The organism is Novosphingobium sp. ZN18A2, from assembly GCF_036784765.1.
Classification (GTDB): domain Bacteria; phylum Pseudomonadota; class Alphaproteobacteria; order Sphingomonadales; family Sphingomonadaceae; genus Novosphingobium.
The window spans coordinates 1,070,062-1,090,383 of sequence record NZ_CP136651.1 but is presented as its reverse complement, the minus strand read 5'-3'; the positions used below and the strand labels follow the sequence as shown (position 1 = coordinate 1,090,383).

The window sequence follows — 20,322 nt, the reverse complement described above, 5'->3', positions numbered from 1 at the left end:
CGGCTCGACAAGCGGGGGCGGTTCGCTTGCGCCGCGCGGAAGCGCCGTTAAAACAGGTTTCTGTTGAGAGTATTTCGCCTCCTGCGTGGAGGCTGCCGCCGGGCGCAGGGTCGCGCGGGGCGGCGATTAAAGGGACTGAAGGAAACCTCATGATCAGAATGGGACTGGTATCGCTGGGCGCGCTGGCGCTCGCGGGTTGCGCCACGATGGAGAACGCCGACATGGCATCTACGGGCCAGGCGAAGAACGCCGCCACCAAGGAAAGCAGTGCCGCCCCCGCGATCCCGCAGGGCACCGGATACTTCGCGCAGCCTTCCACCCTGCCCTTCCACGCCCCCGATTTCAGCAAGATCAAGGACAGCGACTACCAGCCCGCGATCGAGCAGGGCATCGCCATCCAGAAGGCCGAAGTCCAGGCCATTGCCGACAACCCCGCCGCTCCCACCTTCGACAACACCATCGTCGCGCTGGAAAAATCGGGGAAGATGCTGACCCGCGTCTATAACGTGTTCGGCGCGGTACAGGCCGCCGACACCAACGATACGCTGGACAAGGTGGACAGCGCGGTTTCGCCGCAACTGGCCGCACTCAACGATTTCATCGTGCTGAACGACAAGCTGTTTGCCCGCGTGAAGACGCTTTACGACGCGCGCGACACGCTGGGCCTCGCACCCGACCAGATGCAGGTGCTGACGCTTACCTACAAGCAGATGGTCCACAACGGCGCGCTGCTGAACGCGGCGGACAAGGCCACGCTGAAGGACATCAACGGCAAGCTGTCCTCACTTTCGACCGATTTCGGCCAGAAGCTGACCGCCGGCACCAAGGACGGCGCGCTGGTGGTGAAGGACAAGGCAAAGCTGGCGGGCCTGTCCGATGCGGCGATTGCGGCCGCGGCCAAGGCGGCGAAGGACCGCGGATTGCCCGACGGCACTTATGTCCTCTCGCTCCAGAACACCACGCAGCAGCCCGCGCTGTCTTCTCTCGACAATCGCGAGACGCGGCACGAACTGTTCGAACATTCGTGGATGCGCAGCGAGCGCGGCGATGCCAACGATACCCGCGCCGACGTGGCCGAACTGGCGCAGCTGCGCGCGGAAAAGGCCAGGCTGCTGGGCTATCCCGACTATGCCAGCTTCACGCTTTACAACCAGATGGCGAAAACGCCCGCCACCGCCATCAAGTTCATGCAAGGGCTGGTGCCGCCGCTGCGCGCCGAACAGGACCGCGAGGTCAAGGAACTTGACGGCGTGATCGCCAAATCGGGCGGCAAGTTCACGGTCAAGCCGTGGGACTGGGAATACTATGCCGAAAAGCTGCGCAAGCAGAAGTACGACCTCGACGAAAGCCAGGTGAAGCCGTATTTCGAAATCCACAACGTGCTGGAAAACGGCGTTTTCTATGCCGCCAACCAGCTTTACGGGCTGACCTTCAGGAAGCGCACCGACATCCCCGTCTATAACCCGGACGTGATGGTGTACGAGGTGTTCGACGCCGACGGCAGCCCGCTGGCGCTGTTCTATCTCGACCCGTGGAAGCGCGACAACAAGCAGGGCGGCGCGTGGATGAGCAACTTCGTCGAGCAATCGACGCTGCTCGGCACAAAGCCGGTCATCTACAACGTCGAGAACTTCACCAAGCCCGCGCCGGGCCAGCCCGCGCTGATCACGTTCGACGACGTGACGACGATGTTCCACGAATTCGGCCACGCGCTGCACGGGATGCTGTCCAACCAGCGCTATCCGTCGATCTCGGGCACCAACACCGCGCGCGACTTCGTGGAATTCCCCAGCCAGTTCAACGAAAACTGGGCGACCGATCCCAAGGTGCTGGCCAACTATGCCAAGCATTACAAGACCGGCGCGCCGATGCCGGCCGAGTTGATGGCCAAGGTGAAGAAGGCGCAGAAGTTCAACCAGGGCTATGCGCTGGGCGAACTGGTTGCCGCCGCGATGCTCGACATGAAGTGGCACTCGCTTCCCGCGGACGCGGGCAAGCAGGACGTGGACGCTTTCGAGAAGAAGGCATTGTCCGAAACCGGGCTTGACGTGGCCGACGTGCCCACCCGCTATCGCTCAAGCTATTTCCGCCACATCTGGGCCAACGGCTATGCCGCCGGGTACTATGCTTACCTGTGGACCGAGATGCTGGACCACGACGCGTTCCAGTGGTTCGAGGATCACGGCGGCCTGACCCGCGCCAATGGCCAGCGCTTCCGCGACATGATCCTGTCGCGCGGGCATTCGGAAGATTACGGCGTGATGTTCCGCAACTTCACCGGGCACGATCCAGAGGTCGGCCCGATGATCAAGGCCCGCGGGCTGGACCAGGTGTCCGAATAAGACAATCCGACCTGGCGGTGCGGCGGCCCGGTTCGCCGGCTTTCGCACCGCCCGTTCAACCAGGCCCGCCGGGCGGGCCGCCTTTCGATGGTGACCCGACGATGATCAAACGTTCCATGCTTCTTGCCTGCGCCGCACTGGGCGCGATTGCCGCGGCGCCGCTGGCGGCTTCGGCGGACGAAACCGCTGCCCCCGCCCCCGCGCAAACGCCCGCAAAGGCGGCCGACACGCCCTTCTACGCGCCCTTCGGCGTGGACCTTGCCGCACGCGATACCAGCGTGAAGCCGGGCAACGACTGGGACGAATATGCATGGGGAACCTGGCGCAAGAACGCCTCGATCCCTGACGACCGCTCGTCCATCGGCGCGTTCCGCGACACGTTCGACCGCGTGCAGAAGGAAACGCGCGACATCATCACCGAAGCGCCCGCCGGCAGCAAGTACGGCGATTTCTACAAGAGCTTCATGGACACCGCGCGCCTTGACGCGCTGGGCTGGCAGCCGCTGAAAGCCGATCTCGACAAGGTTTCGGCCATCGACAGCAAGGCCGGACTGGCGAAGTTCATGGGTGAAAGCGGCGGCGCGCTGGGTTCGTCGGTCATCGGCACTTTCGTCTATGCCGATACCGCCAATCCCAACATCAACGTGCTCTATATCGGGCAGGACGGGCTGGGGATGCCCAACCGCGACTATTACCTGCTCGACAAGTTCAAGCCGCAGCGCGAAGCCTATCGCACCTGGGTGCAGAAGGCGCTGGAAATGACCGGCACGCCCGATGCCGCAGCCAAGGCCGACGCGATCCTTTCCTTCGAGACGGAGATCGCCAAGGTCAGCTGGACCAACGAGGAATCGCGCGACATCGACAAGACCAACAACCCGATGAGCACGGCCGAATTCGCGGCCTATGCCCCGGGTGTCGACTGGGCGGCCTATTTCGCCGGCGCCAAGGTTCCCGAACAGAGCCGCATGATCGTGGGCGAGAAGACCGCGATCCGCGACATCGCGCAGATCGTGGCGAAGACGCCGCTCGATACGCTGAAGGCGTGGGAACGCTTCCACGTCACCAGCCAGGCCGCGCCCTATCTTTCCAAGAATTTCGTGGACGCGCGGTTCGACTATGCGAAGACGCTTTCGGGCGTGAAAACGCTGGAACCGCGCTGGAAGCGCGGCGTGAACCTGGTGAACGGCCAGGTCGGCCAGCTTGTCGGCCAGCAATACGTGAAGCTCTATTTCCCGCCGGCGGCCAAGGCGGCGATGGAAAAGCTGGTCGCCAACCTCAAGATCGGCATGGCCGACCGCATCCGCCACAACACCTGGATGTCGGACGCCACCAAGCTGCAGGCGCTGGAAAAGCTTTCGCGCATGGACGTGATGGTGGGCTATCCCGACAAGTGGCGCAACTGGTCGGGCCTGACGATCAAGGCGGATGACCTGCTGGGCAACGTGGAACGCGCAGCGGCATTCAACCACGCCTATGAGATGGAAGACCTGGGCAAGCCGGTGGACCGCAAGAAATGGGGCATGGACCCGCAGACGGTGAATGCCTACAACGGCTTCAACCAGAACAAGATCGTGTTCCCGGCCGGTATCCTGCAACCGCCGTTCTTCGATCTGCATGCCGATCCGGCGGTGAACTATGGCGCGATCGGCGTGGTCATCGGCCACGAAATCAGCCACGGCTTCGACGATCAGGGCCGCAAGGTCGACGCGACCGGCAAGGTGCGCGACTGGTGGACCCCGGCGGACGCCAAGCGCTTCGTCGAACAGTCCAAGGTCTTCGGCGACCAGTATGCCAGGATCGAGCCGGTGAAGGGCAGCTTCATCAAGCCCGAACAGACGATGGGCGAAAACATCGCCGACTTCGCGGGCGTGCTGGTGGCGCTGGACGCCTATCACCGCAGCCTTGACGGGCACACCCCGCCGGTGATGGACGGGCTGACCGGCGACCAGCGGTTCTTCCTTGCCTATTCGCAGGTGTGGCGCAGCAAGGCACGGCCCGATGCGCTGGCCAACCAGATCGCCACCGATCCGCACAGCCCCGGAGAGGTTCGCGCCTATGCCCCGCTGCGCAACGTCGATGCGTGGTACAAGGCATGGAACGTGACGCCGGACGAAAAGCTCTACATCGCGCCCGCAAAGCGCGCGCGTATCTGGTAAACCCGGCACCGGCCCCCAATCCCGTCATTCCCGCCCTCACGGGGATGACGGGGAAGGGCAATTCTCATGGGCTGGGATCAGTGCAGGTTGGTATCAGCCACGAGTGCGCGCTGCCCCGGCTCTCCCAGCCATCGCGCGTTGACGCCCCATACGCGGGCAATCGTTTCGGCCGACAATGCACGGTCCGGCGGGCCGTCCGCGGCGAGCGTTCCCTTGTCCAGCACCAGCACGCGGTCCGCACGGTTCATCGCCAGTGCAAGGTCGTGCAGCACAAGCACCACGCCGGTGCCGCCCGCCGCCAGCGCGCGGAAGTGGCCGGCAAGCGAAAGCTGGTGCGCAAGGTCCAGACTTGCCAGCGGCTCGTCCGCCAGCACCCAGCCCGGCGCGCCCGCCAGCACACGCGCCAGCAGGACACGCGCCCTTTCACCGCCCGAAAGTGTCGAGACCCGGCGGCGGGCAAGGCCGGTCATGTCCAGCGCGGCCAGCGCGGCCGCCACGTGGGCGCAATCCTCCTTAGCGGACGTGCCCCACGGCAGGCGTCCCAGCCCGGCCAGCGCCTCTGCCGTCAGGTTCCAGGCAACCTCGTGGTCTTGCGGCAGGAAACCGATGGTGCGCGCGCGTTCCTTGGGGGGCAGCGTGGCAAGCGGCCTATCGGCAAGCCGCACCTCTCCGCTGGCAGGCGGCAGCAGCCCGGCCAGACAGGCGAGCAGCGTGGACTTGCCCGCGCCGTTCGGCCCGCAGATCGCGGTAACCTCCCCCCGGCGCAGCGCGGCGCTTACCCTGTGCAGGCGCGCGGGAAGCGAAAGGTTACTGGCGGAAAGTTCGCTCATGCCAGGCCCTTTCGCATTCGCAACAGCAGCACCAGGAAGAATGGCGCCCCCAGCAGCGAAAGCGCGATGCCCAGCCTCAGTTCGCCGCCCTGCAGCGGCAGCACCCGGCACAGGCAATCGGCAACCAGCAGCAGCAGCGCCCCGCCCAGCGTGCTCGGCACCAGCAGCGAGGACGGCCGCCGGTCGGTGAAAGGGCGCACCATGTGCGGCACCATCAGCCCGACGAAGCCGATGATCCCCGCCACCGCCACGCCCGCACCAACGGTGAAGCCCACGCCCAGCACCATCAGCCACAACAGCCGTTCCGGCCGCACGCCCAGCGAACGCGCTGCCGCTTCGCCCAGCGTCAGCGCATCGAGGTTGCGCCCCGCCAGCCACAGCAGCGCAAGGCCGATCGCGGTGGGCGGCAGCGCGATCCACAGGTCATGCCATGACCGGTCCGCCAGCGCGCCCATCAGCCAAGTCACGATCTCTGAAAGCGCGAAGGGGTTGGGCGAAAGGCTGATCGCCAGGCTGGTCAGCGCACCGGCGAGGCTGGCGATCATCATGCCCGCCAGCGTGAACAACGCGACGCTGCCCGTGCGCCCGGCGATCAGGGCGAGCAGCGCCATCGCGCCCGCCGCTCCCGCCAGCGCGAAAACGGGCAGCAGCCAGCCCTGTGCCGCATAGCCGAAAAAGAACGCACAGACCGCGCCCAGCGCCGCGCCGGGCGCGATGCCGAACAGGCCGGGATCGGCCAGCGGGTTGCGCAAGTATCCCTGCATCGCCGCGCCGCTTGCCCCCAGCCCGGCGCCCACCACCAGCGCCAGCAGCACGCGCGGCAGGCGCAGATCCATCAGGATCACAGCGGCATTGGCGACTTGCGGGTGCAACGGATCGATCCACACGCGCCCCGCCAGCAGCGATAGCGGCACCGCAACCAGCAGCGCGATCAGCAGGATCGGCGTGACGCGAGTCATCGCGCCACCTCTTGCCGAACTTCGGCCAGTCGCGCCGCCGCGCGGATAATCGTCGGTCCGCCGCAATAGAGCAGGTTGGGCGCGAACGCGGCGCGCGTGGTTCCGGTCAGTGCGGCAAGGGCCGGGTGATGCAGCATCCGGTCCTCGTTCCCGCGCGCGTCGCCCGCGGCAAGGATCACGCGCGGCGGATGGGCAAGCACCTGTTCCAGCGGCAGCTTGTCTGCCTGGTGGCGACCCATTGCGCCCGAAACGCTGGCAAAGCCGGTGCGCCGCATCATGTCCGCCACCAGCGTATCGCTGCCCGGAACCATGCCGCCCCCTTGCCACATCAACGCAGGGACAGGCCTTGCTCCGGGCGGCGGCGCGGCGGCGGCCAGTGCGGCCTCTATCCGTGCCACCATCGCCGCCCCGCGCGCCGGATGCCCGGCAATGGCCGCCAGCTTGCGCACTTGCGCTTCGCTTTCCGCCACCGAATGCGCGATGCCGATGGTTTCCACCCGCAGGCCCAGCCGGTTGAACGCATTGCGCGTGGCTGGCGCGATGAAGCTGCCCGTCACCACGATGTCGGGGTGCAGCGCCAGCACTTCCTCCACCGTTCCGCCGGTCGCCGGAAAACGCCGCGCGGTCGCAAGGTTCATGGAGCTTGAACCGGCATCGTGGCTGTAGGACGAGATCGCAAGGATCTGCCCCGGATCGGCGACGGTCGTCAGCACCGCGTCGCTGCACGGGTTCAGGCTGACGATCGTGGGATGGACGCGCGCGGCCTCCCTTGCGGGCGCGGCGGAGCAGGCCGAAGCCAGCAGCGCGCCCGAAAGGACAAGGCCGCGCGCGGCGATCACATCCGCACCCGCACGCCGGCAAAGGCGGCGCGGCCATAGGTGCCGTATCCCGCCACGGCCTGGTAGTTCACGTCGAACAGGTTCTCTATCCGTCCGAACAGTTCCAGGTGTTCGCCCACCGGCACGCTGGCGCGCAGGGTGGCCAGGGCATAGCCGTCCAGCCGCACGGTGTTGGCCGCATCGTCGAAACTGTCGGAAACCATGCGCACGTCGCCGCCCAGTTTCAGCCCTTCAAGCGGCGTGGTCCAGTCCGCCGAAAGCGTCAGCGCGTTGCGCGGGCGGCGAGAGAGGTCGTTGCCCTGCGTGAACGCGCCCGGCGTACGGTCTGTCGCTTCCACATAGGTATAGGCGGCCCGCACGGTCAGGCGGTCACTGGGGCGCAGTTCAACGTCTGCCTCGATGCCTTGCGCGCGCGCGCGGCCCACGTTGTCGTATGTGCCATAGGGCCGGTTCGTGCAGATCCCGCTGGTCACGCCCCAGCACGAAACATAGTCGATCAGCCCGCGCGTATCGCGGCGGAACGCGCTGAGCGACACGCGCGCCGTGCCGTCATGCGCGCTCCATTCCAGCCCCGCGTCATAGCTGTCGGACCGTTCGGGCCGGAGCGCGGCGTTGCCGTAATTCGAATAGAGCTGGTAGAGCGTGGGCGCCTTGAACCCCTGACCATAGCTGGCGCGCAGGCGAAGGCCGTCCGTCACCACAAACGTGCCGTTCGCGCCAAACGTCACTTCGCTGCCGAAGCGCGAATGATCGTCCACGCGCAGTCCGGCAGCCAGGGTCGCGCGACTGCCGTAGTAACCGATCATCGCGTGTCCGCTGGTGAGGTTGGCGCTTTGCCTTGCGTCATAGGTGCCCGAATAGCGCGACCATTCGCTGTCCGCCCCGAAATCGAGCGCAAGGCTGTGCGGCAGGCGCCAGCGCCCGGTCAGGTCGATCCGTTCGCTGCGTCCGGCATAGCCATATTCGAAGGTATAGGGCGCGGGCTGCGACGGATCGAAATAGGCGCGGCGCGTGTCGTACATCGCGAACCCGGCGTCGAGGTCCAGCGCTTTCGAGCGATAGCGCAGCCCCGCGCGACCGCTCGCCTGCTTGGTCTTCTGGTATTCCGGCGTATCGGCGAAGGTATAGGTGGGCGGCGGAAAACCGTCGATCTGAAGCTTGCCCTGCGCATAACGGCCGGTGGCGACGAAGCTGAGGCCGGTGGCGATGTCGATCCGCGCGTTGCCGCCGATGCGCCACTGGTCGAACCCGTCAGGCTCCGTGCCGGTGGCCGCAGCCGATACGCCATCTGTGGTGGAATAGCCGCCGGTCAGGTTCACGGCATAGGCGTCACGCGCGATCCCGGCGCTCGCCTGCCCGTCGAAGGTTCCGTAAGAGCCGCCCTCCGCGCTTGCTTGCAGCCCGTTCGCTTCGCGACTGGTCAGCGCCAGAACGCCGCCCAGCGCGTCCGACCCCCAGATCACGCTGTTCGATCCGCGCAGCAGTTCCACCTTGCCGATGCTCATCGCGTCGAAGTTGCCCAGGTCGGTTCCGCCCGATGGCGCGGAAGGATCGGTCATCCGCACCCCGTCCAGCAGCACGAGCAATTGCTGCGAGGCCGCACCGCGCACGAACAGCGCGGTCTGCGCGCCCGGTCCGCCGTTACGCGCGAAGGTTACGCCCGGCGCGCGTTCCAGCACGCGGGTCAGGTCGCCGCCCTGAATCGAATCGATCTCTTGCCGGTCGATCACCGTTACCGGCTGACCGGTCAGGTCCAGCGGCATCGCCGATCCGGTGCCCAGCACGGTGATGGCATCGTCGCCCGTCTGCGCCCAGGCGGAGGCTGGCAGCAACGCAATGGCAACGGCGGGTATAAGGGTCTTCATTCGCATATTCCTCCCGGCCCACGGACAGCTTTGCCGTCCATGGCGGGAGGACGCGCGGGGACCAAAGCGCCCGTCCTTCCGGCTGCGTCCGGTACACCCCGCCCGACCGCGCGAACGACCACACACCGGCAGGTCTCCTGGCTTCCGGGTCATCGCGCCCTGGCCGCCTTCCCGGCCCGCGGGGGACCAGTGGCATATCGGCCGGGCGCTCGCCGGTTACAGTTGCGGGGGCAGCGCCGGTTTCGAACCGGCTTCCCTTGGCAGCCCTTGCGGGCACCGGTGGCGTCGGCGGCGCACCTACGCCAGCCGCGCCGCGCGGGCAAGGTTCTTAAGACGTTTACGATAGGCATTGCCCCTGTGCCGCTGCGGGACGGGGCGAAAAGCGCCGATGCGCGGACGTCGCGCGCGCGATAGCGGCTGACAGGAAGAGGATTGAGGGAAAGCGCCTACCGGCCACGAACCACCACCATGCCGCTGACGATCGCCTACCGCCCCGTTGCCTTGCCGCCCGCGCCCGCCGCGGACCGGCAGGCCGTGCGTGCGCGCGCGGCGGCACTGGTGCTTCCGGCGGAGCGTCCGCGCGACTTTACTGGCCGCATCCGCCGCCGCGACATGACCAGCTTGCGCCATGCGCTTTCCCGCCCGCGCAAGTGGCGCCAGCGGCTGGGCGGCGTGGCCGCGGTCGGCGCGCTGGGGCTGGCGATGGGCACCGTCGGCTGGGGCAACCCGGGCGGAATCCGGCCCGCGCACGCAGAAGCGGGGGCCGGACGGCTGCAACCGTTCGAGACACCGGGCGAGAGCTTTCCCGGTTCGGCCTTCTATTATGTCGATCCGCGCGATTCGGGCCTGATCCGGCCCGCGCAGGCCGAATCCGCGTGGGACCAGTCGCACCGCGACGATGAAAGTCCCGCGCGGACCGACGATGCAGGCGGCCCGGCCGCGCAGCCGATGGTGCTTTCCGGCCCCGCGGCCGATCGCGGGCGCGCGCTGCAATGCCTGACCGCCGCAATCTATTACGAGGCGGCGAGCGAACCCGACGCCGGGCAGCGCGCGGTGGCGCAAGTGGTGCTCAACCGGGTTGCGCACCCGGCCTATCCCGATTCGGTCTGCGGTGTGGTCTATCAGGGGTCCGAACGGGCGGGCTGCCAGTTTTCGTTCGCCTGCGACGGATCGATGGCCCGCCGGCCCGTGCCCGCCTTCTGGGACCGCGCGCGGCGCGTCGCGGCCGATGCCCTGTCAGGCTATGTCTATGCGCCCGTCGGCCTTGCCACGCATTACCATACCGCCGCCGTCCACCCGGCGTGGGATGCGCAGATGATAAAGGTGGGCGCGATCGGTGCGCACCTGTTCTTCCGCTGGCCCGGCGCGATGGGCCGCGCGGCGGCGTTCGATGCGGCCTATGCGGGGCGCGAACCCGCCGCCGCGCCGCACCCGCGCAGCATGACCCCGGCCCCGCTCGACAGCGCCGATCCGATCACGCTGGCGAAGGCGTTCGAGGCGGGACAGGCCCGGGCGCAGGCCGAAGCGGCGGCAGCGGTGCAGGATGGTTCTGCCCGGCCGGCCGGCCAGACAGCGGCAGGACAGGCATCTTTCGGGCAGACGCCCCTGCCCGGCGGGAACCGGCCCGCCTATGCGCCCGAAGTGCGCGCGCGCGGGGGCGAATCGCTTTACAAGGCCGGCACCTTGCCGGACGCGGGCAAGGTAAGGCCGGGCTATGAAAACGCGGGCCGGTGGATCGCCCAACCGGCCGATTGAACCCCTTCAATCCGGCGCCAGGGCTGCCGCCTTGGCCGCCGTCATTGGCCACCTTCAACATTCCGCCGCAATTTCCACACGATACGGGCGGTTAATGGTGTTTTGACCATGCCGCCACACGCATCGTTATTCGCGGGGGGACTAATGCGCGAACAGACCTGCGCGAACAGACCAGAAATGCGCGAGTCCGGAGAATACGAGAATGTTGCACTTTGCCCCCCGATACGGCCGCGCCGCGCCCCAGCTTACCGGAGCCCGCGTGCATCGCCTGCGCGGCCTGCACCCCGTAAACGACAACCACGCGAACGATGCCGATACGCGGTTCGACGATGGCATGGTGCTTGCCGCGGCGCTGCGCCTGTTCGCCGCGCACGGCCTTTCCGCAGCGCAGCAGGCCGGGCATCGCGCCGAACAGGCCGCGCGCGCGGACGACGAGGATTCGACCGCCTGGTGGCTTGCGGTATGCCATACGCTGGACCGCCGGCTTGCGCGCGACCTTGCCGCCCGGCATGAGCGCGGATTATGGCCCGCCACGGCTTGCTGATACTGCAAACCATTATCAACTAAACCGCCAAATAGGGCCGTTTTCGCGGTTGCAATCGCTCCTTCGCGCGCCTACGTGGCCTTCATCCGCCAGGCGCCTCCTGTCCGCGGGGCTCGGGAAGCTGCGCGCGTGTCGGTCGTTCGGATGAAGCTCCCGCACATTACGGGAAGGAGCAATTGATGGCTCGCAAGAAGATCGCCCTTATCGGTTCCGGCATGATCGGTGGCACCCTCGCCCACCTCGCCGCGAAGAAGGAAATGGGCGACATCGTCCTGTTCGATATTGCCGAGGGCATGCCCCAGGGCAAGGCGCTCGACCTTTCGCAGTGCGGGCCGATCGAAGGTTTCGACGCGAAGATCACCGGCACCAACGACTATGCCGATATCGCGGGCGCGGACGTGATCATCGTCACCGCCGGCGTGCCGCGCAAGCCGGGCATGAGCCGCGACGACCTGCTGGGCATCAACCTGAAGGTGATGAAGTCGGTTGGCGAAGGCATCAAGGCCAACGCACCCGATGCCTTCGTCATCTGCATTACCAACCCGCTCGACGCGATGGTCTGGGCGCTGCGTGAATTCTCCGGCCTTCCGGCCAACAAGGTCGTCGGCATGGCCGGCGTGCTCGATTCGGCGCGCTTCGCCACGTTCCTCGCCTGGGAATTCGGCGTTTCGGTGAAGGACGTGAACGCCTTCGTTCTGGGCGGCCACGGCGACACCATGGTGCCCGTGTTGTCCTATTCCACGATCAGCGGCATCCCCGTGCATGACCTTGCGAAGATCAAGGGCGTGGACGCCGGCCGCCTTGACGAAATCGTCGATCGCACCCGCAAGGGCGGCGGCGAGATCGTGGGCCTGCTCAAGACCGGTTCCGCCTATTACGCGCCCGCCACCAGCGCCATCGCGATGGCCGAAGCCTATCTGGGCGACCAGAAGCGCATCCTGCCCTGCGCCGCGCACGTCGAAGGCAAGTACGGCGTTGACGGCCTTTATGTCGGTGTACCCGCCGTGATCGGCGCGGACGGCATCGAAGACGTGGTGGAAATCGAACTTTCCGCCGAGGAAAAGACCAACCTCCAGGTCAGTGTCGACGCGGTCAAGGAACTGCTGGTCGCCTGCAAGGAAATCGAACCCAGCCTTGGCTGATCCATTCGGCGGGCCCGCGACAGAGCCCGCCTTTTTCTCTGAAGCCTCCCCAGGAGACGGTCCCAGATGAGCATCCTCGTCGACAAGAACACCAAGGTCATCACCCAGGGGATGACCGGCGCCACCGGCACGTTCCACACCGAACAGGCGCTGGCCTATGGCACGCAGATGGTTGCGGGCGTGACCCCCGGCAAGGGCGGCAGCACGCACATCGGCCTGCCCAACTTCAACACCGTTGCCGAAGCGAAGGCCGCGACCGGCGCGACCGCTTCGTGCATCTACGTGCCGCCGCCGTTCGCCGCGGATTCGATCCTCGAAGCGATCGACGCGGGCATCGAACTGATCGTGGCGATCACCGAAGGCATCCCCGTGCTCGACATGGTGCGCGTGAAGCGCGCGCTTTCGGGCAGCAACTCGCGCCTGATCGGCCCGAACTGCCCCGGCGTGCTGACCCCGGACGAATGCAAGATCGGCATCATGCCCGGTTCGATCTTCAAGAAGGGCAGCGTCGGCGTGGTATCGCGTTCGGGCACGCTCACTTATGAAGCGGTGTTCCAGACCAGCCAGATCGGCCTTGGCCAGACGACGGCGGTGGGCATCGGCGGCGATCCGGTGAACGGCACCAACTTCATCGACGTGCTGGAACTGTTCATGGCCGACGACGAAACCAAGTCGATCATCATGATCGGCGAGATCGGCGGTTCGGCGGAAGAAGAAGCCGCGCAGTTCATCAAGGACGAGGCAAAGCGCGGGCGCAAGAAGCCGATGGTGGGCTTCATCGCGGGCCGCACCGCCCCTCCGGGCCGCCGTATGGGCCACGCCGGCGCGATCGTTTCGGGCGGCCAGGGCGGCGCCGAAGACAAGATCGCGGCGATGGAAGCAGCGGGCATCCGCGTCTCGCCCTCGCCCAGCGAACTGGGCGTGACGCTCGACGCGCTGCTGAAGGAACGCGTCTGATCCATACCCGGCGCGGGCGGGTTTTCCGTTCGCGCCGGGGGTGAACCGGCCGGGGCGGTTGCCGTCCTTGTCCGGAACGCAACGATAATAATAATGCTGCTCCGGCCGGGGGCGGTTCCGGGGGGAAAGACCAGCCAGATGCGCCCGTTTCGGCGCGGACCTGCGGTTTTTCCGGAACCGAAACGGAGCACGATTGTCGATAAAGCCGGATGGACGGCGCGGCGTCGCCCATCCCCCCAGCCGGAAACCCCGGCGTTGCACAGGTGCCCCATGGGTCAAGAACTGCACGATTTTCTACCCGACGATCCCCAGCCCGGCCCATCGTGGCAGCGGGCGAAATGGCCGCTGACCGACGCGGCGAGCGACGACGACCTGACCGCCGCGCTCGACCCGATGGCGATGAAGCTGGCCATCAAGAAGGCTGCCAAGGACGCGGGCAAGGCGATTGACGAAGCGGCGCTGGAACAGGCCGCATCGGATTCGATCCGCGCGATGATGCTGATCCGCACCTATCGTGTGCGCGGGCACCTGGCCGCCAATCTCGATCCGCTGGGCCTTTCGCACCAGCACCTTCCGGCGGACCTGACGCCCGAATACCACGGCTTCACCGGCGCGGCGCTCGACCGCCGGGTTTTCGTCGGCGGCAACCTGGGGCTTGAATGGACGACGGTCCGCGAGATCGTTAACATCCTCAAGCAGAACTATTGCGGCCATGTCGGCTTCGAATACATGCACATCGCCGATGTCGAGGAACGCCGCTTCATCCAGGAACGGATCGAGGGCGGCGACAAGTCGATCGACTTCACCCCCGAAGGCAAGAAGGCGATCCTTGGCGCGGTGATCCGCGGCGAGCAGTACGAGAAGTTCCTGGGCAAGAAATACGTCGGCACCAAGCGGTTCGGCCTCGACGGCGGCGAATCGATGATCCCGGCGCTGGAAGCGGTCATCAAGTATGGCGGCCAGCTGGGCGTGCGCGAGATCGTTTACGGCATGGCGCACCGCGGCCGCCTGAACGTGCTCGCCAACGTGATGGCCAAGCCCTATCGCGTGATCTTCCACGAATTTTCGGGCGGCAGCGCCAACCCGGACGACGTGGGCGGATCGGGCGACGTGAAGTATCACCTCGGCACCAGCACCGACCGCGATTTCGACGGAATCAAGGTGCACATGAGCCTGATGCCCAACCCCAGCCACCTGGAAACGGTGGACCCGGTGGTGCTGGGCAAGGTGCGCGCCTACCAGGCGTTCCGCGACGATATCGGCAAGGACAAGCACAAGCAGGTGCTGCCCGTGCTGATCCACGGCGACGCGGCCTTCGCCGGCCAGGGCATCGTGTGGGAATGCTTCGGCTTTTCCGGCGTGCGCGGATACAACACCGGCGGCTGCATCCACTTCGTGATCAACAACCAGATCGGCTTTACCACCAGCCCGCAGTTCAGCCGCGGATCGCCCTATCCGTCCGACGTGGCGAAGGGCGTCCAGGCGCCGATCCTGCACGTCTATGGCGACGATCCCGAAGCGGTTACCTTCGCCTGCAAGCTGGCGATCGACTATCGCCAGCGCTTCGGCCGCGACATCGTGATCGACATGTGGTGCTATCGCCGCTTCGGCCACAACGAGGGTGACGAGCCGAGCTTCACCCAGCCGCTGATGTACGCGAAGATCAAGAAGCACCCGCCGGTCAGCGCCGTCTATGCGGACCGCCTGATTGCCGAAGGCGTGATCGACAAGAACTGGCGCGGCGAGAACGAGGACCGCTTTACCGCCACGCTGGACGCGGAGTTCGAGGCCGCCAAGGGATACAAGGCCAACCAGGCAGACTGGTTTGGCGGCCGGTGGAGCGGGTTCAACAAGCCGGTCGACCCGGAAACCGCGCGGCGCAACGTGCACACCGGGATAGAGGCCAAGCTGTTCGACAGCCTGGGCCGCACGCTCACCACGGTGCCCGACGACCTGAAGATCCACCGCACGCTGGGCCGCGTGCTCGATGCGAAGCGCGCGATGTTCGAAAGCGGCGAAGGGTTCGACTGGGCGACGGCCGAGGCGCTTGCCTATGGCAGCCTTGTGACCGAGGGGTACAACGTGCGCCTTTCGGGCCAGGATTCGGGCCGCGGCACCTTCAGCCAGCGCCACGCGGTGTGGGTCGACCAGACCGACGAGCGCAAGTACGTGCCGCTGTCCACGCTGCCGCACGGCCGCTTCGAAGTGCATGACAGCCCGCTGTCCGAATACGGCGTGCTGGGCTTCGAATACGGCTATGCCAGCGCCGACCCCAAGACGCTGGTGCTGTGGGAAGCGCAGTTCGGCGATTTCGCCAACGGCGCGCAGATCGTGATCGATCAGTACGTGGCGGCATCGGAAGCCAAGTGGCTGCGCGCCAACGGGCTGGTGATGCTGCTGCCCCACGGATACGAAGGCCAGGGGCCGGAGCATTCCTCGGCGCGGCTCGAACGCTATCTGCAGCTTTGCGCGCAGGACAACATGCAGGTGTGCAACATCACCGCGCCGGCCAATTACTTCCACGTGCTGCGCCGGCAGATGCACCGTTCGTTCCGCAAGCCGCTGATCATCATGACGCCCAAGAGCCTGCTTCGCCATCCGATGGCGAAGTCGGCCGCTTCGGACTTCATCGGCGAGGGGCACTTCATGCGCATCCTTTCCGATACCAGCCCCGCGCCGGACGAGAAGACGAAGCGCGTGGTGCTGTGTTCGGGCAAGGTCGCCTATGACCTGATCGAAGCGCGCGATTCCGCGGGGATCGACGATACGCAGATCATCCGCATCGAACAGCTCTATCCCTTCCCCGGCGATCCGCTGGCGCTGCGCCTGTCGCGCATGGCCAATCTGGAAGAGGTCGTGTGGTGCCAGGAAGAACCGAAGAACAACGGTGCGTGGTTCTTCGTCGAATCGCTGGTGGAGGAATCGCTGGCGCAGGCCGGATGCAAGGTCGCGCGGCCGCGCTATGCCGGCCGCCAGGCCAGCGCCTCCCCCGCCACGGGCCTTGCCTCGCGCCACGTGTCCGAACAGGCTGCGCTCGTCGCCGACGCGCTGGGCCTGTCCGTCCGCGACGAGATCCGCCGCGCGAAGAAGAACTGAGTGCATCCTCCCCACGGAAGGGTTCAAGCCCAAGGAAGGGTTCAAGAATGTCGAGTGAAGTAAAGGTTCCGGCGCTGGGCGAAAGCGTCACCGAAGCTACCGTTGGCCAGTGGCTGAAGCAGCCGGGCGAAGCGGTGGCGGCAGACGAGCCCATCGCCAGCCTGGAGACGGACAAGGTCGCGGTGGACGTGCCCTCGCCCGTCGCGGGAGTTCTGGGCCAGCAGATGGTGGCGGAAGGCGATACCGTTACGGTCGGCACGCTGATCGCGGTGATCGAGGAAGGCTCTGGCGCGGCTGCGGCCAAGCCCGCGCCCGCCCCCGCCAAGGAACAGGCCGCCGAAAAGGCCGCTGCCCCGGCCGAAACCGAAGCGGCAGAGGAAGGCGGCGACGGTTCGCCCGTGCTTTCGCCCGCGGTGCGCCGCGCGGTGCTTGAACACGGCATCGATCCGGCCACGATCAAGGGCACCGGCAAGGACGGCCGCATCACCAAGGACGACGTGCTGGCCGCCGCGCAGAACAAGTCCGCTTCGCCCGCCCCCGCGCCGGCATCCGCGCCGGCGAGCGACACCGGCGGCGAGCGCAAGACGGAGCGCGTGCGGATGACCCGCCTGCGCCAGACGATCGCCAAGCGCCTGAAAAGCGCGCAGGACAATGCCGCGCTGCTCACCACGTTCAACGACGTGGACATGAGCGCGGTGATGGCCGCGCGCGAAAAGTACAAGGACATCTTCGCCAAGAAGCATGACGTGAAGCTCGGCTTCATGAGCTTCTTCGCCAAGGCCGCCTGCCTTGCCCTGAAGGACATCCCTTCGGTCAACGCGCAGATCGACGGCGACGAGATCGTCTATTTCGATTACGTCGACTTGTCGGTTGCGGTCTCCGCGCCGAACGGGCTGGTCGTGCCCGTGGTGCGCAATGTCGACAAGTTGGGCTTTGCCGATATCGAAAAGGCGATCGGCGACCTTGGCAAGCGCGCGCGCGAAAACGCGCTGACCATGGAAGACATGAAGGGCGGCACCTTCACCATTTCCAACGGCGGCATCTTCGGCGGCCTGATGTCCACCCCGATCATCAATCCGCCGCAGTCGGCGGTGCTGGGCCTGCACCGCATCGAAGACCGCCCGGTGGTGGTGAACGGCGAGATCGTGATCCGCCCGATGATGTATATCGCGCTGTCCTATGACCACCGTCTGGTCGACGGACGCGAGGCGGTGACCGCGCTGAAAACGATCAAGGAAGCGATCGAGGATCCCACGCGGATACTGATCGACCTGTAAGGCCCTGACAGACCTGAAAGGCAATCAAGAGATTTATTCATGAGCATGATCTGGACAGCCCGATATGCCGACGCCGACACGGTGGAGCAGATGCGGGCGAATCCCGAAGGGATCGGCGCGTTCATCAGCGGTTTCGACCTCAATGAAGACCTGCTGGATGCGCCGGCCGAGATCCATAACCCGGCGATCCCGTTCGACCTCGACGAACAGTGGCAGGCGATCCATTACCTGCTGACCGGCGCGGCCGGGGCAACGGACGATCCGCTTTCGGTCATCGTCGGGCGGTTCCAGAAGATCGGCAAGGACCAGGGTTATGGCCCGGCCTGGCTGATCCCCGCCGATGCGATCGCCGCGGCGCACACGGCGCTGGAAGCCGTCAGCAACGCGGACCTGCGCAAGCGGTATGACCCCAAGGCGATGGTCCGCGACGATGTCTATAACGCCCAGCTCATGCTCGAAGACGGCGAAGGCGGGCTCGATTTCGTGATGGACGACGTGGATCGCCTGCGTTCGTTCCTGCGCGAAGGCGCGAAGCGCAAGCTCGATGCGCTGGCGATGATCAACTGAACTGAACGGATACCCACGAAGCCATGGCTGACCAGACCTACGACTATGACGTCCTCGTGATCGGTGCCGGACCCGGCGGCTATGTGGCCGCGATCCGCGCCGCGCAACTGGGCCTCAGGACCGCTTGCGTCGAAAGTCGCGAAACGCTGGGCGGCACGTGCCTCAACGTGGGCTGCATCCCCAGCAAGGCGATGCTGCACGCCAGCGAATATTTCGACGCGGCGAAGAACGGCGCGATGGCCGCAATGGGCATCGACGTGACACCGAAGCTGAACCTTGCGAAGATGCACGAACAGCGCAAGGACGCGGTCGAGGGGCTGACCAAGGGCGTGGCGTTCCTGTTCAAGAAGAACAAGGTGGACTGGCTGAACGGCCGCGCCACGTTTGAAGACGCGCATACCGTATCCGTCGAGGGGAAAAGCTACACCGCGAAGAACGTGGTGATCGCCACCGGGTCTTCCGTAACCCCGCTGCCGGGCGTCGAGATAGACCAGAAGGTTGTGGTCGATTCCACCGGCGCGCTGGAACTGCCCAAGGTGCCGAAAAAGATGGTGGTGATCGGCGGCGGCGTGATCGGGCTGGAACTCGGCTCTGTCTGGCGCCGCCTGGGCGCGGAGGTCACCGTGGTCGAATTCCTCGACCAGCTGCTGCCGGGCATGGACATGGACGTGCGCAAGGAAGCGGCCAAGATCTTCAAGAAGCAGGGCATGACGCTGAAGCTTGGCACCAAGGTTACAGGCGTTGCCGTGAAGGGCGCGAAAGCCACGCTTACGCTTGAACCCGCGAAGGGCGGCGACGCGGAAACGCTGGAAGCCGACTGCGTGCTGGTTTCCATCGGTCGCAAGCCCAATACCGACGGGCTGGGCCTTGAGAAGATCGGGCTGGAAACCAACCAGCGCGGACAGATCGAAACCGACCACGATTTTGCCACCAAGGTAGACGGCGTCTGGGCAATCGGCGACGTGATCCCCGGCCCCATGCTGGCGCACAAGGCCGAGGATGAAGGCATCGCGGTGGCGGAGAACATCGCCGGGCAGACCGGCATCGTGAACCACGACGTGATTCCCTCAGTCGTCTACACCTGGCCCGAAATCGCGGGCGTTGGCCTGACCGAGGAACAGGCGAAGGAAAAGGGTGAGGTGAAAACCTCGAAATTCCCGATGCTCGCCAACAGCCGCGCCAAGACCAACCACGAGCCCGACGGCTTCGTAAAGGTCATCGCCGATGCGAAGACTGACCGCGTGCTGGGCGTGTGGTGCATCGCCGCCGTCGCCGGAACGATGATCGCCGAAGCGGCCATCGCAATGGAATTCGGCGCGACGAGCGAGGACATCGCCTATACCTGCCACGCCCACCCCACGCATTCCGAAGCGATCAAGGAAGCGGCGATGGGCGTGACCGGCAAGCCGATCCACATCTGATCGTTCGCGATCCGGCCGGCGGCGCAGAGGCGCTGCCGGCCGGTGCGATTTCAGGCCGCCGCCGCGATGGCGGCGCGCACCTGCGTCTTTGCGCCCGCCACGGCGCGGTTTATACACTTGTAATCGCTCGTATATTCGGTCTGGACCGGATAGGCGTGATCCAGCCGCCCGCACGCGCTTGTCGCGGCAACACGGACGCGACTGTGCAGCGCGTCGCGTCCCGCCAGCGAAGCCAGGTTCAAGTCGCCATAATGCACCACCGACGACGCGGTGTAGGTAAAGACCGGTATGCCGGAATAGGTGGTGCCGGTGCGGCGCGCGTTCGGAGCGCGCACGGTGATCGCCGGCTGCGCGGGCGCCGCGTGCGTTGTTGCCGGCGTGGCGTTGGCGGGGGTGAACGGGACCATCGCGGCAAGGGCCGCGACAATCGAAACGGGTAAAATCTTGCGGGGCATCGTGTGCCTCCTCGGGTCCTTCCCTCGGCTGCACTCCTTGACGATGGAATGCACGGGACGCCCGTCCTGTTCCGACCAGTCTGCTGTTTCCACGATCCATCACCCGCTGTATCGAGC

15 protein-coding genes and 1 riboswitch are annotated in these 20,322 nt (G+C 66.2%); of the genes, 10 read left to right on the top strand and 5 right to left on the bottom strand.

Going from position 1 to position 20,322, the window contains the following annotated elements; all coding sequences use genetic code 11:
- Positions 1-149: 149 nt before the first annotated feature.
- A complete protein-coding gene (locus RXV95_RS05415) occupies positions 150-2,342 on the top strand; it encodes a M3 family metallopeptidase (protein WP_338467995.1) in 2,193 nt (730 codons plus the stop codon).
- Between the two features lie 101 nt (positions 2,343-2,443).
- On the top strand, positions 2,444-4,498 hold the full coding sequence (locus RXV95_RS05410; RefSeq protein WP_338467994.1) for a M13 family metallopeptidase: 2,055 nt from the start codon (positions 2,444-2,446) through the stop codon (positions 4,496-4,498).
- 77 nt (positions 4,499-4,575) lie between these two features.
- On the opposite strand, the gene RXV95_RS05405 is transcribed toward RXV95_RS05410, so the two are convergent.
- From RXV95_RS05405 to RXV95_RS05390, 4 genes are read right to left on the bottom strand one after another with little or no spacing between them, the layout of a single operon-like run.
- Entirely contained in the window at positions 4,576-5,328 is a 753-nt protein-coding gene (locus RXV95_RS05405; RefSeq protein ID WP_338467993.1) for an ABC transporter ATP-binding protein, read from the bottom strand.
- Positions 5,325-6,287: an iron ABC transporter permease gene (locus RXV95_RS05400; RefSeq protein WP_338467992.1), complete on the bottom strand. Its 963-nt coding sequence runs from the start codon at positions 6,285-6,287 to the stop codon at positions 5,325-5,327. The genes RXV95_RS05405 and RXV95_RS05400 overlap by 4 nt, the downstream gene beginning before the upstream one ends.
- Positions 6,284-7,126, bottom strand: coding sequence for an ABC transporter substrate-binding protein (locus tag RXV95_RS05395; RefSeq protein WP_338467991.1), 843 nt, complete (start codon positions 7,124-7,126; stop codon positions 6,284-6,286). Before RXV95_RS05395 ends, RXV95_RS05400 begins: the two co-directional genes overlap by 4 nt.
- Positions 7,123-8,991: a TonB-dependent receptor gene (locus RXV95_RS05390; RefSeq protein WP_338467990.1), complete on the bottom strand. Its 1,869-nt coding sequence runs from the start codon at positions 8,989-8,991 to the stop codon at positions 7,123-7,125. Before RXV95_RS05390 ends, RXV95_RS05395 begins: the two co-directional genes overlap by 4 nt.
- Before the next feature lie 109 nt (positions 8,992-9,100).
- Positions 9,101-9,287, bottom strand: a riboswitch (cobalamin riboswitch).
- A 172-nt stretch (positions 9,288-9,459) separates the two neighbouring features.
- Between RXV95_RS05390 and RXV95_RS05385 the strand changes: the two genes are divergently transcribed.
- From RXV95_RS05385 to lpdA, 8 genes are all read left to right on the top strand, one after another.
- On the top strand, positions 9,460-10,746 hold the full coding sequence (locus RXV95_RS05385; protein ID WP_338467989.1) for a cell wall hydrolase: 1,287 nt from the start codon (positions 9,460-9,462) through the stop codon (positions 10,744-10,746).
- Positions 10,747-10,948: 202 nt separating this feature from the next.
- Positions 10,949-11,290: a hypothetical protein gene (locus RXV95_RS05380; RefSeq protein WP_338467988.1), complete on the top strand. Its 342-nt coding sequence runs from the start codon at positions 10,949-10,951 to the stop codon at positions 11,288-11,290.
- Positions 11,291-11,469: 179 nt separating this feature from the next.
- Complete coding sequence (gene mdh, locus RXV95_RS05375) at positions 11,470-12,432, top strand: malate dehydrogenase (protein WP_338467987.1); 963 nt, start codon at positions 11,470-11,472, stop codon at positions 12,430-12,432.
- A 66-nt stretch (positions 12,433-12,498) separates the two neighbouring features.
- A complete protein-coding gene (sucD, locus tag RXV95_RS05370) occupies positions 12,499-13,389 on the top strand; it encodes a succinate--CoA ligase subunit alpha (RefSeq protein WP_338467986.1) in 891 nt (296 codons plus the stop codon).
- 270 nt (positions 13,390-13,659) lie between these two features.
- Positions 13,660-16,485 carry a 2-oxoglutarate dehydrogenase E1 component gene (locus tag RXV95_RS05365; protein ID WP_338467985.1) on the top strand — a complete coding sequence of 942 codons (2,826 nt, stop codon included), beginning with the start codon at positions 13,660-13,662 and terminating at the stop codon, positions 16,483-16,485.
- Between the two features lie 47 nt (positions 16,486-16,532).
- Complete coding sequence (gene odhB, locus RXV95_RS05360; protein WP_338467984.1) at positions 16,533-17,762, top strand: 2-oxoglutarate dehydrogenase complex dihydrolipoyllysine-residue succinyltransferase; 1,230 nt, start codon at positions 16,533-16,535, stop codon at positions 17,760-17,762.
- Between the two features lie 39 nt (positions 17,763-17,801).
- Positions 17,802-18,329, top strand: a complete 528-nt coding sequence (locus tag RXV95_RS05355) for a DUF1877 family protein (protein ID WP_338467983.1) — start codon at positions 17,802-17,804, stop codon at positions 18,327-18,329.
- Positions 18,330-18,352: 23 nt separating this feature from the next.
- Complete coding sequence (gene lpdA / locus RXV95_RS05350) at positions 18,353-19,750, top strand: dihydrolipoyl dehydrogenase (protein ID WP_338467982.1); 1,398 nt, start codon at positions 18,353-18,355, stop codon at positions 19,748-19,750.
- Positions 19,751-19,800: 50 nt separating this feature from the next.
- Here the strand turns inward: lpdA and RXV95_RS05345 are convergent, their stop codons facing one another.
- Positions 19,801-20,205: a UrcA family protein gene (locus RXV95_RS05345; RefSeq protein WP_338467981.1), complete on the bottom strand. Its 405-nt coding sequence runs from the start codon at positions 20,203-20,205 to the stop codon at positions 19,801-19,803.
- Between the last annotated feature and the right edge of the window lie 117 nt (positions 20,206-20,322).

Bases quoted from the DNA above. Each gene is read 5' to 3' on its own strand.
- mdh (WP_338467987.1), top strand. From the start codon at position 11,470: ATGGCTCGCAAGAAGATCGCCCTTATCGGTTCCGGCATGATCGGTGGC.
- odhB (WP_338467984.1), top strand. From the start codon at position 16,533: ATGTCGAGTGAAGTAAAGGTTCCGGCGCTGGGCGAAAGCGTCACCGAA.
- RXV95_RS05385 (WP_338467989.1), top strand. From the start codon at position 9,460: ATGCCGCTGACGATCGCCTACCGCCCCGTTGCCTTGCCGCCCGCGCCC.
- RXV95_RS05365 (WP_338467985.1), top strand. From the start codon at position 13,660: ATGGGTCAAGAACTGCACGATTTTCTACCCGACGATCCCCAGCCCGGC.
- RXV95_RS05390 (WP_338467990.1), bottom strand. From the start codon at position 8,991: ATGAAGACCCTTATACCCGCCGTTGCCATTGCGTTGCTGCCAGCCTCC.
- RXV95_RS05400 (WP_338467992.1), bottom strand. From the start codon at position 6,287: ATGACTCGCGTCACGCCGATCCTGCTGATCGCGCTGCTGGTTGCGGTG.
- RXV95_RS05355 (WP_338467983.1), top strand. From the start codon at position 17,802: ATGAGCATGATCTGGACAGCCCGATATGCCGACGCCGACACGGTGGAG.
- RXV95_RS05345 (WP_338467981.1), bottom strand. From the start codon at position 20,205: ATGCCCCGCAAGATTTTACCCGTTTCGATTGTCGCGGCCCTTGCCGCG.
- lpdA (WP_338467982.1), top strand. From the start codon at position 18,353: ATGGCTGACCAGACCTACGACTATGACGTCCTCGTGATCGGTGCCGGA.
- sucD (WP_338467986.1), top strand. From the start codon at position 12,499: ATGAGCATCCTCGTCGACAAGAACACCAAGGTCATCACCCAGGGGATG.
- RXV95_RS05405 (WP_338467993.1), bottom strand. From the start codon at position 5,328: ATGAGCGAACTTTCCGCCAGTAACCTTTCGCTTCCCGCGCGCCTGCAC.
- RXV95_RS05410 (WP_338467994.1), top strand. From the start codon at position 2,444: ATGATCAAACGTTCCATGCTTCTTGCCTGCGCCGCACTGGGCGCGATT.
- RXV95_RS05415 (WP_338467995.1), top strand. From the start codon at position 150: ATGATCAGAATGGGACTGGTATCGCTGGGCGCGCTGGCGCTCGCGGGT.
- RXV95_RS05380 (WP_338467988.1), top strand. From the start codon at position 10,949: ATGTTGCACTTTGCCCCCCGATACGGCCGCGCCGCGCCCCAGCTTACC.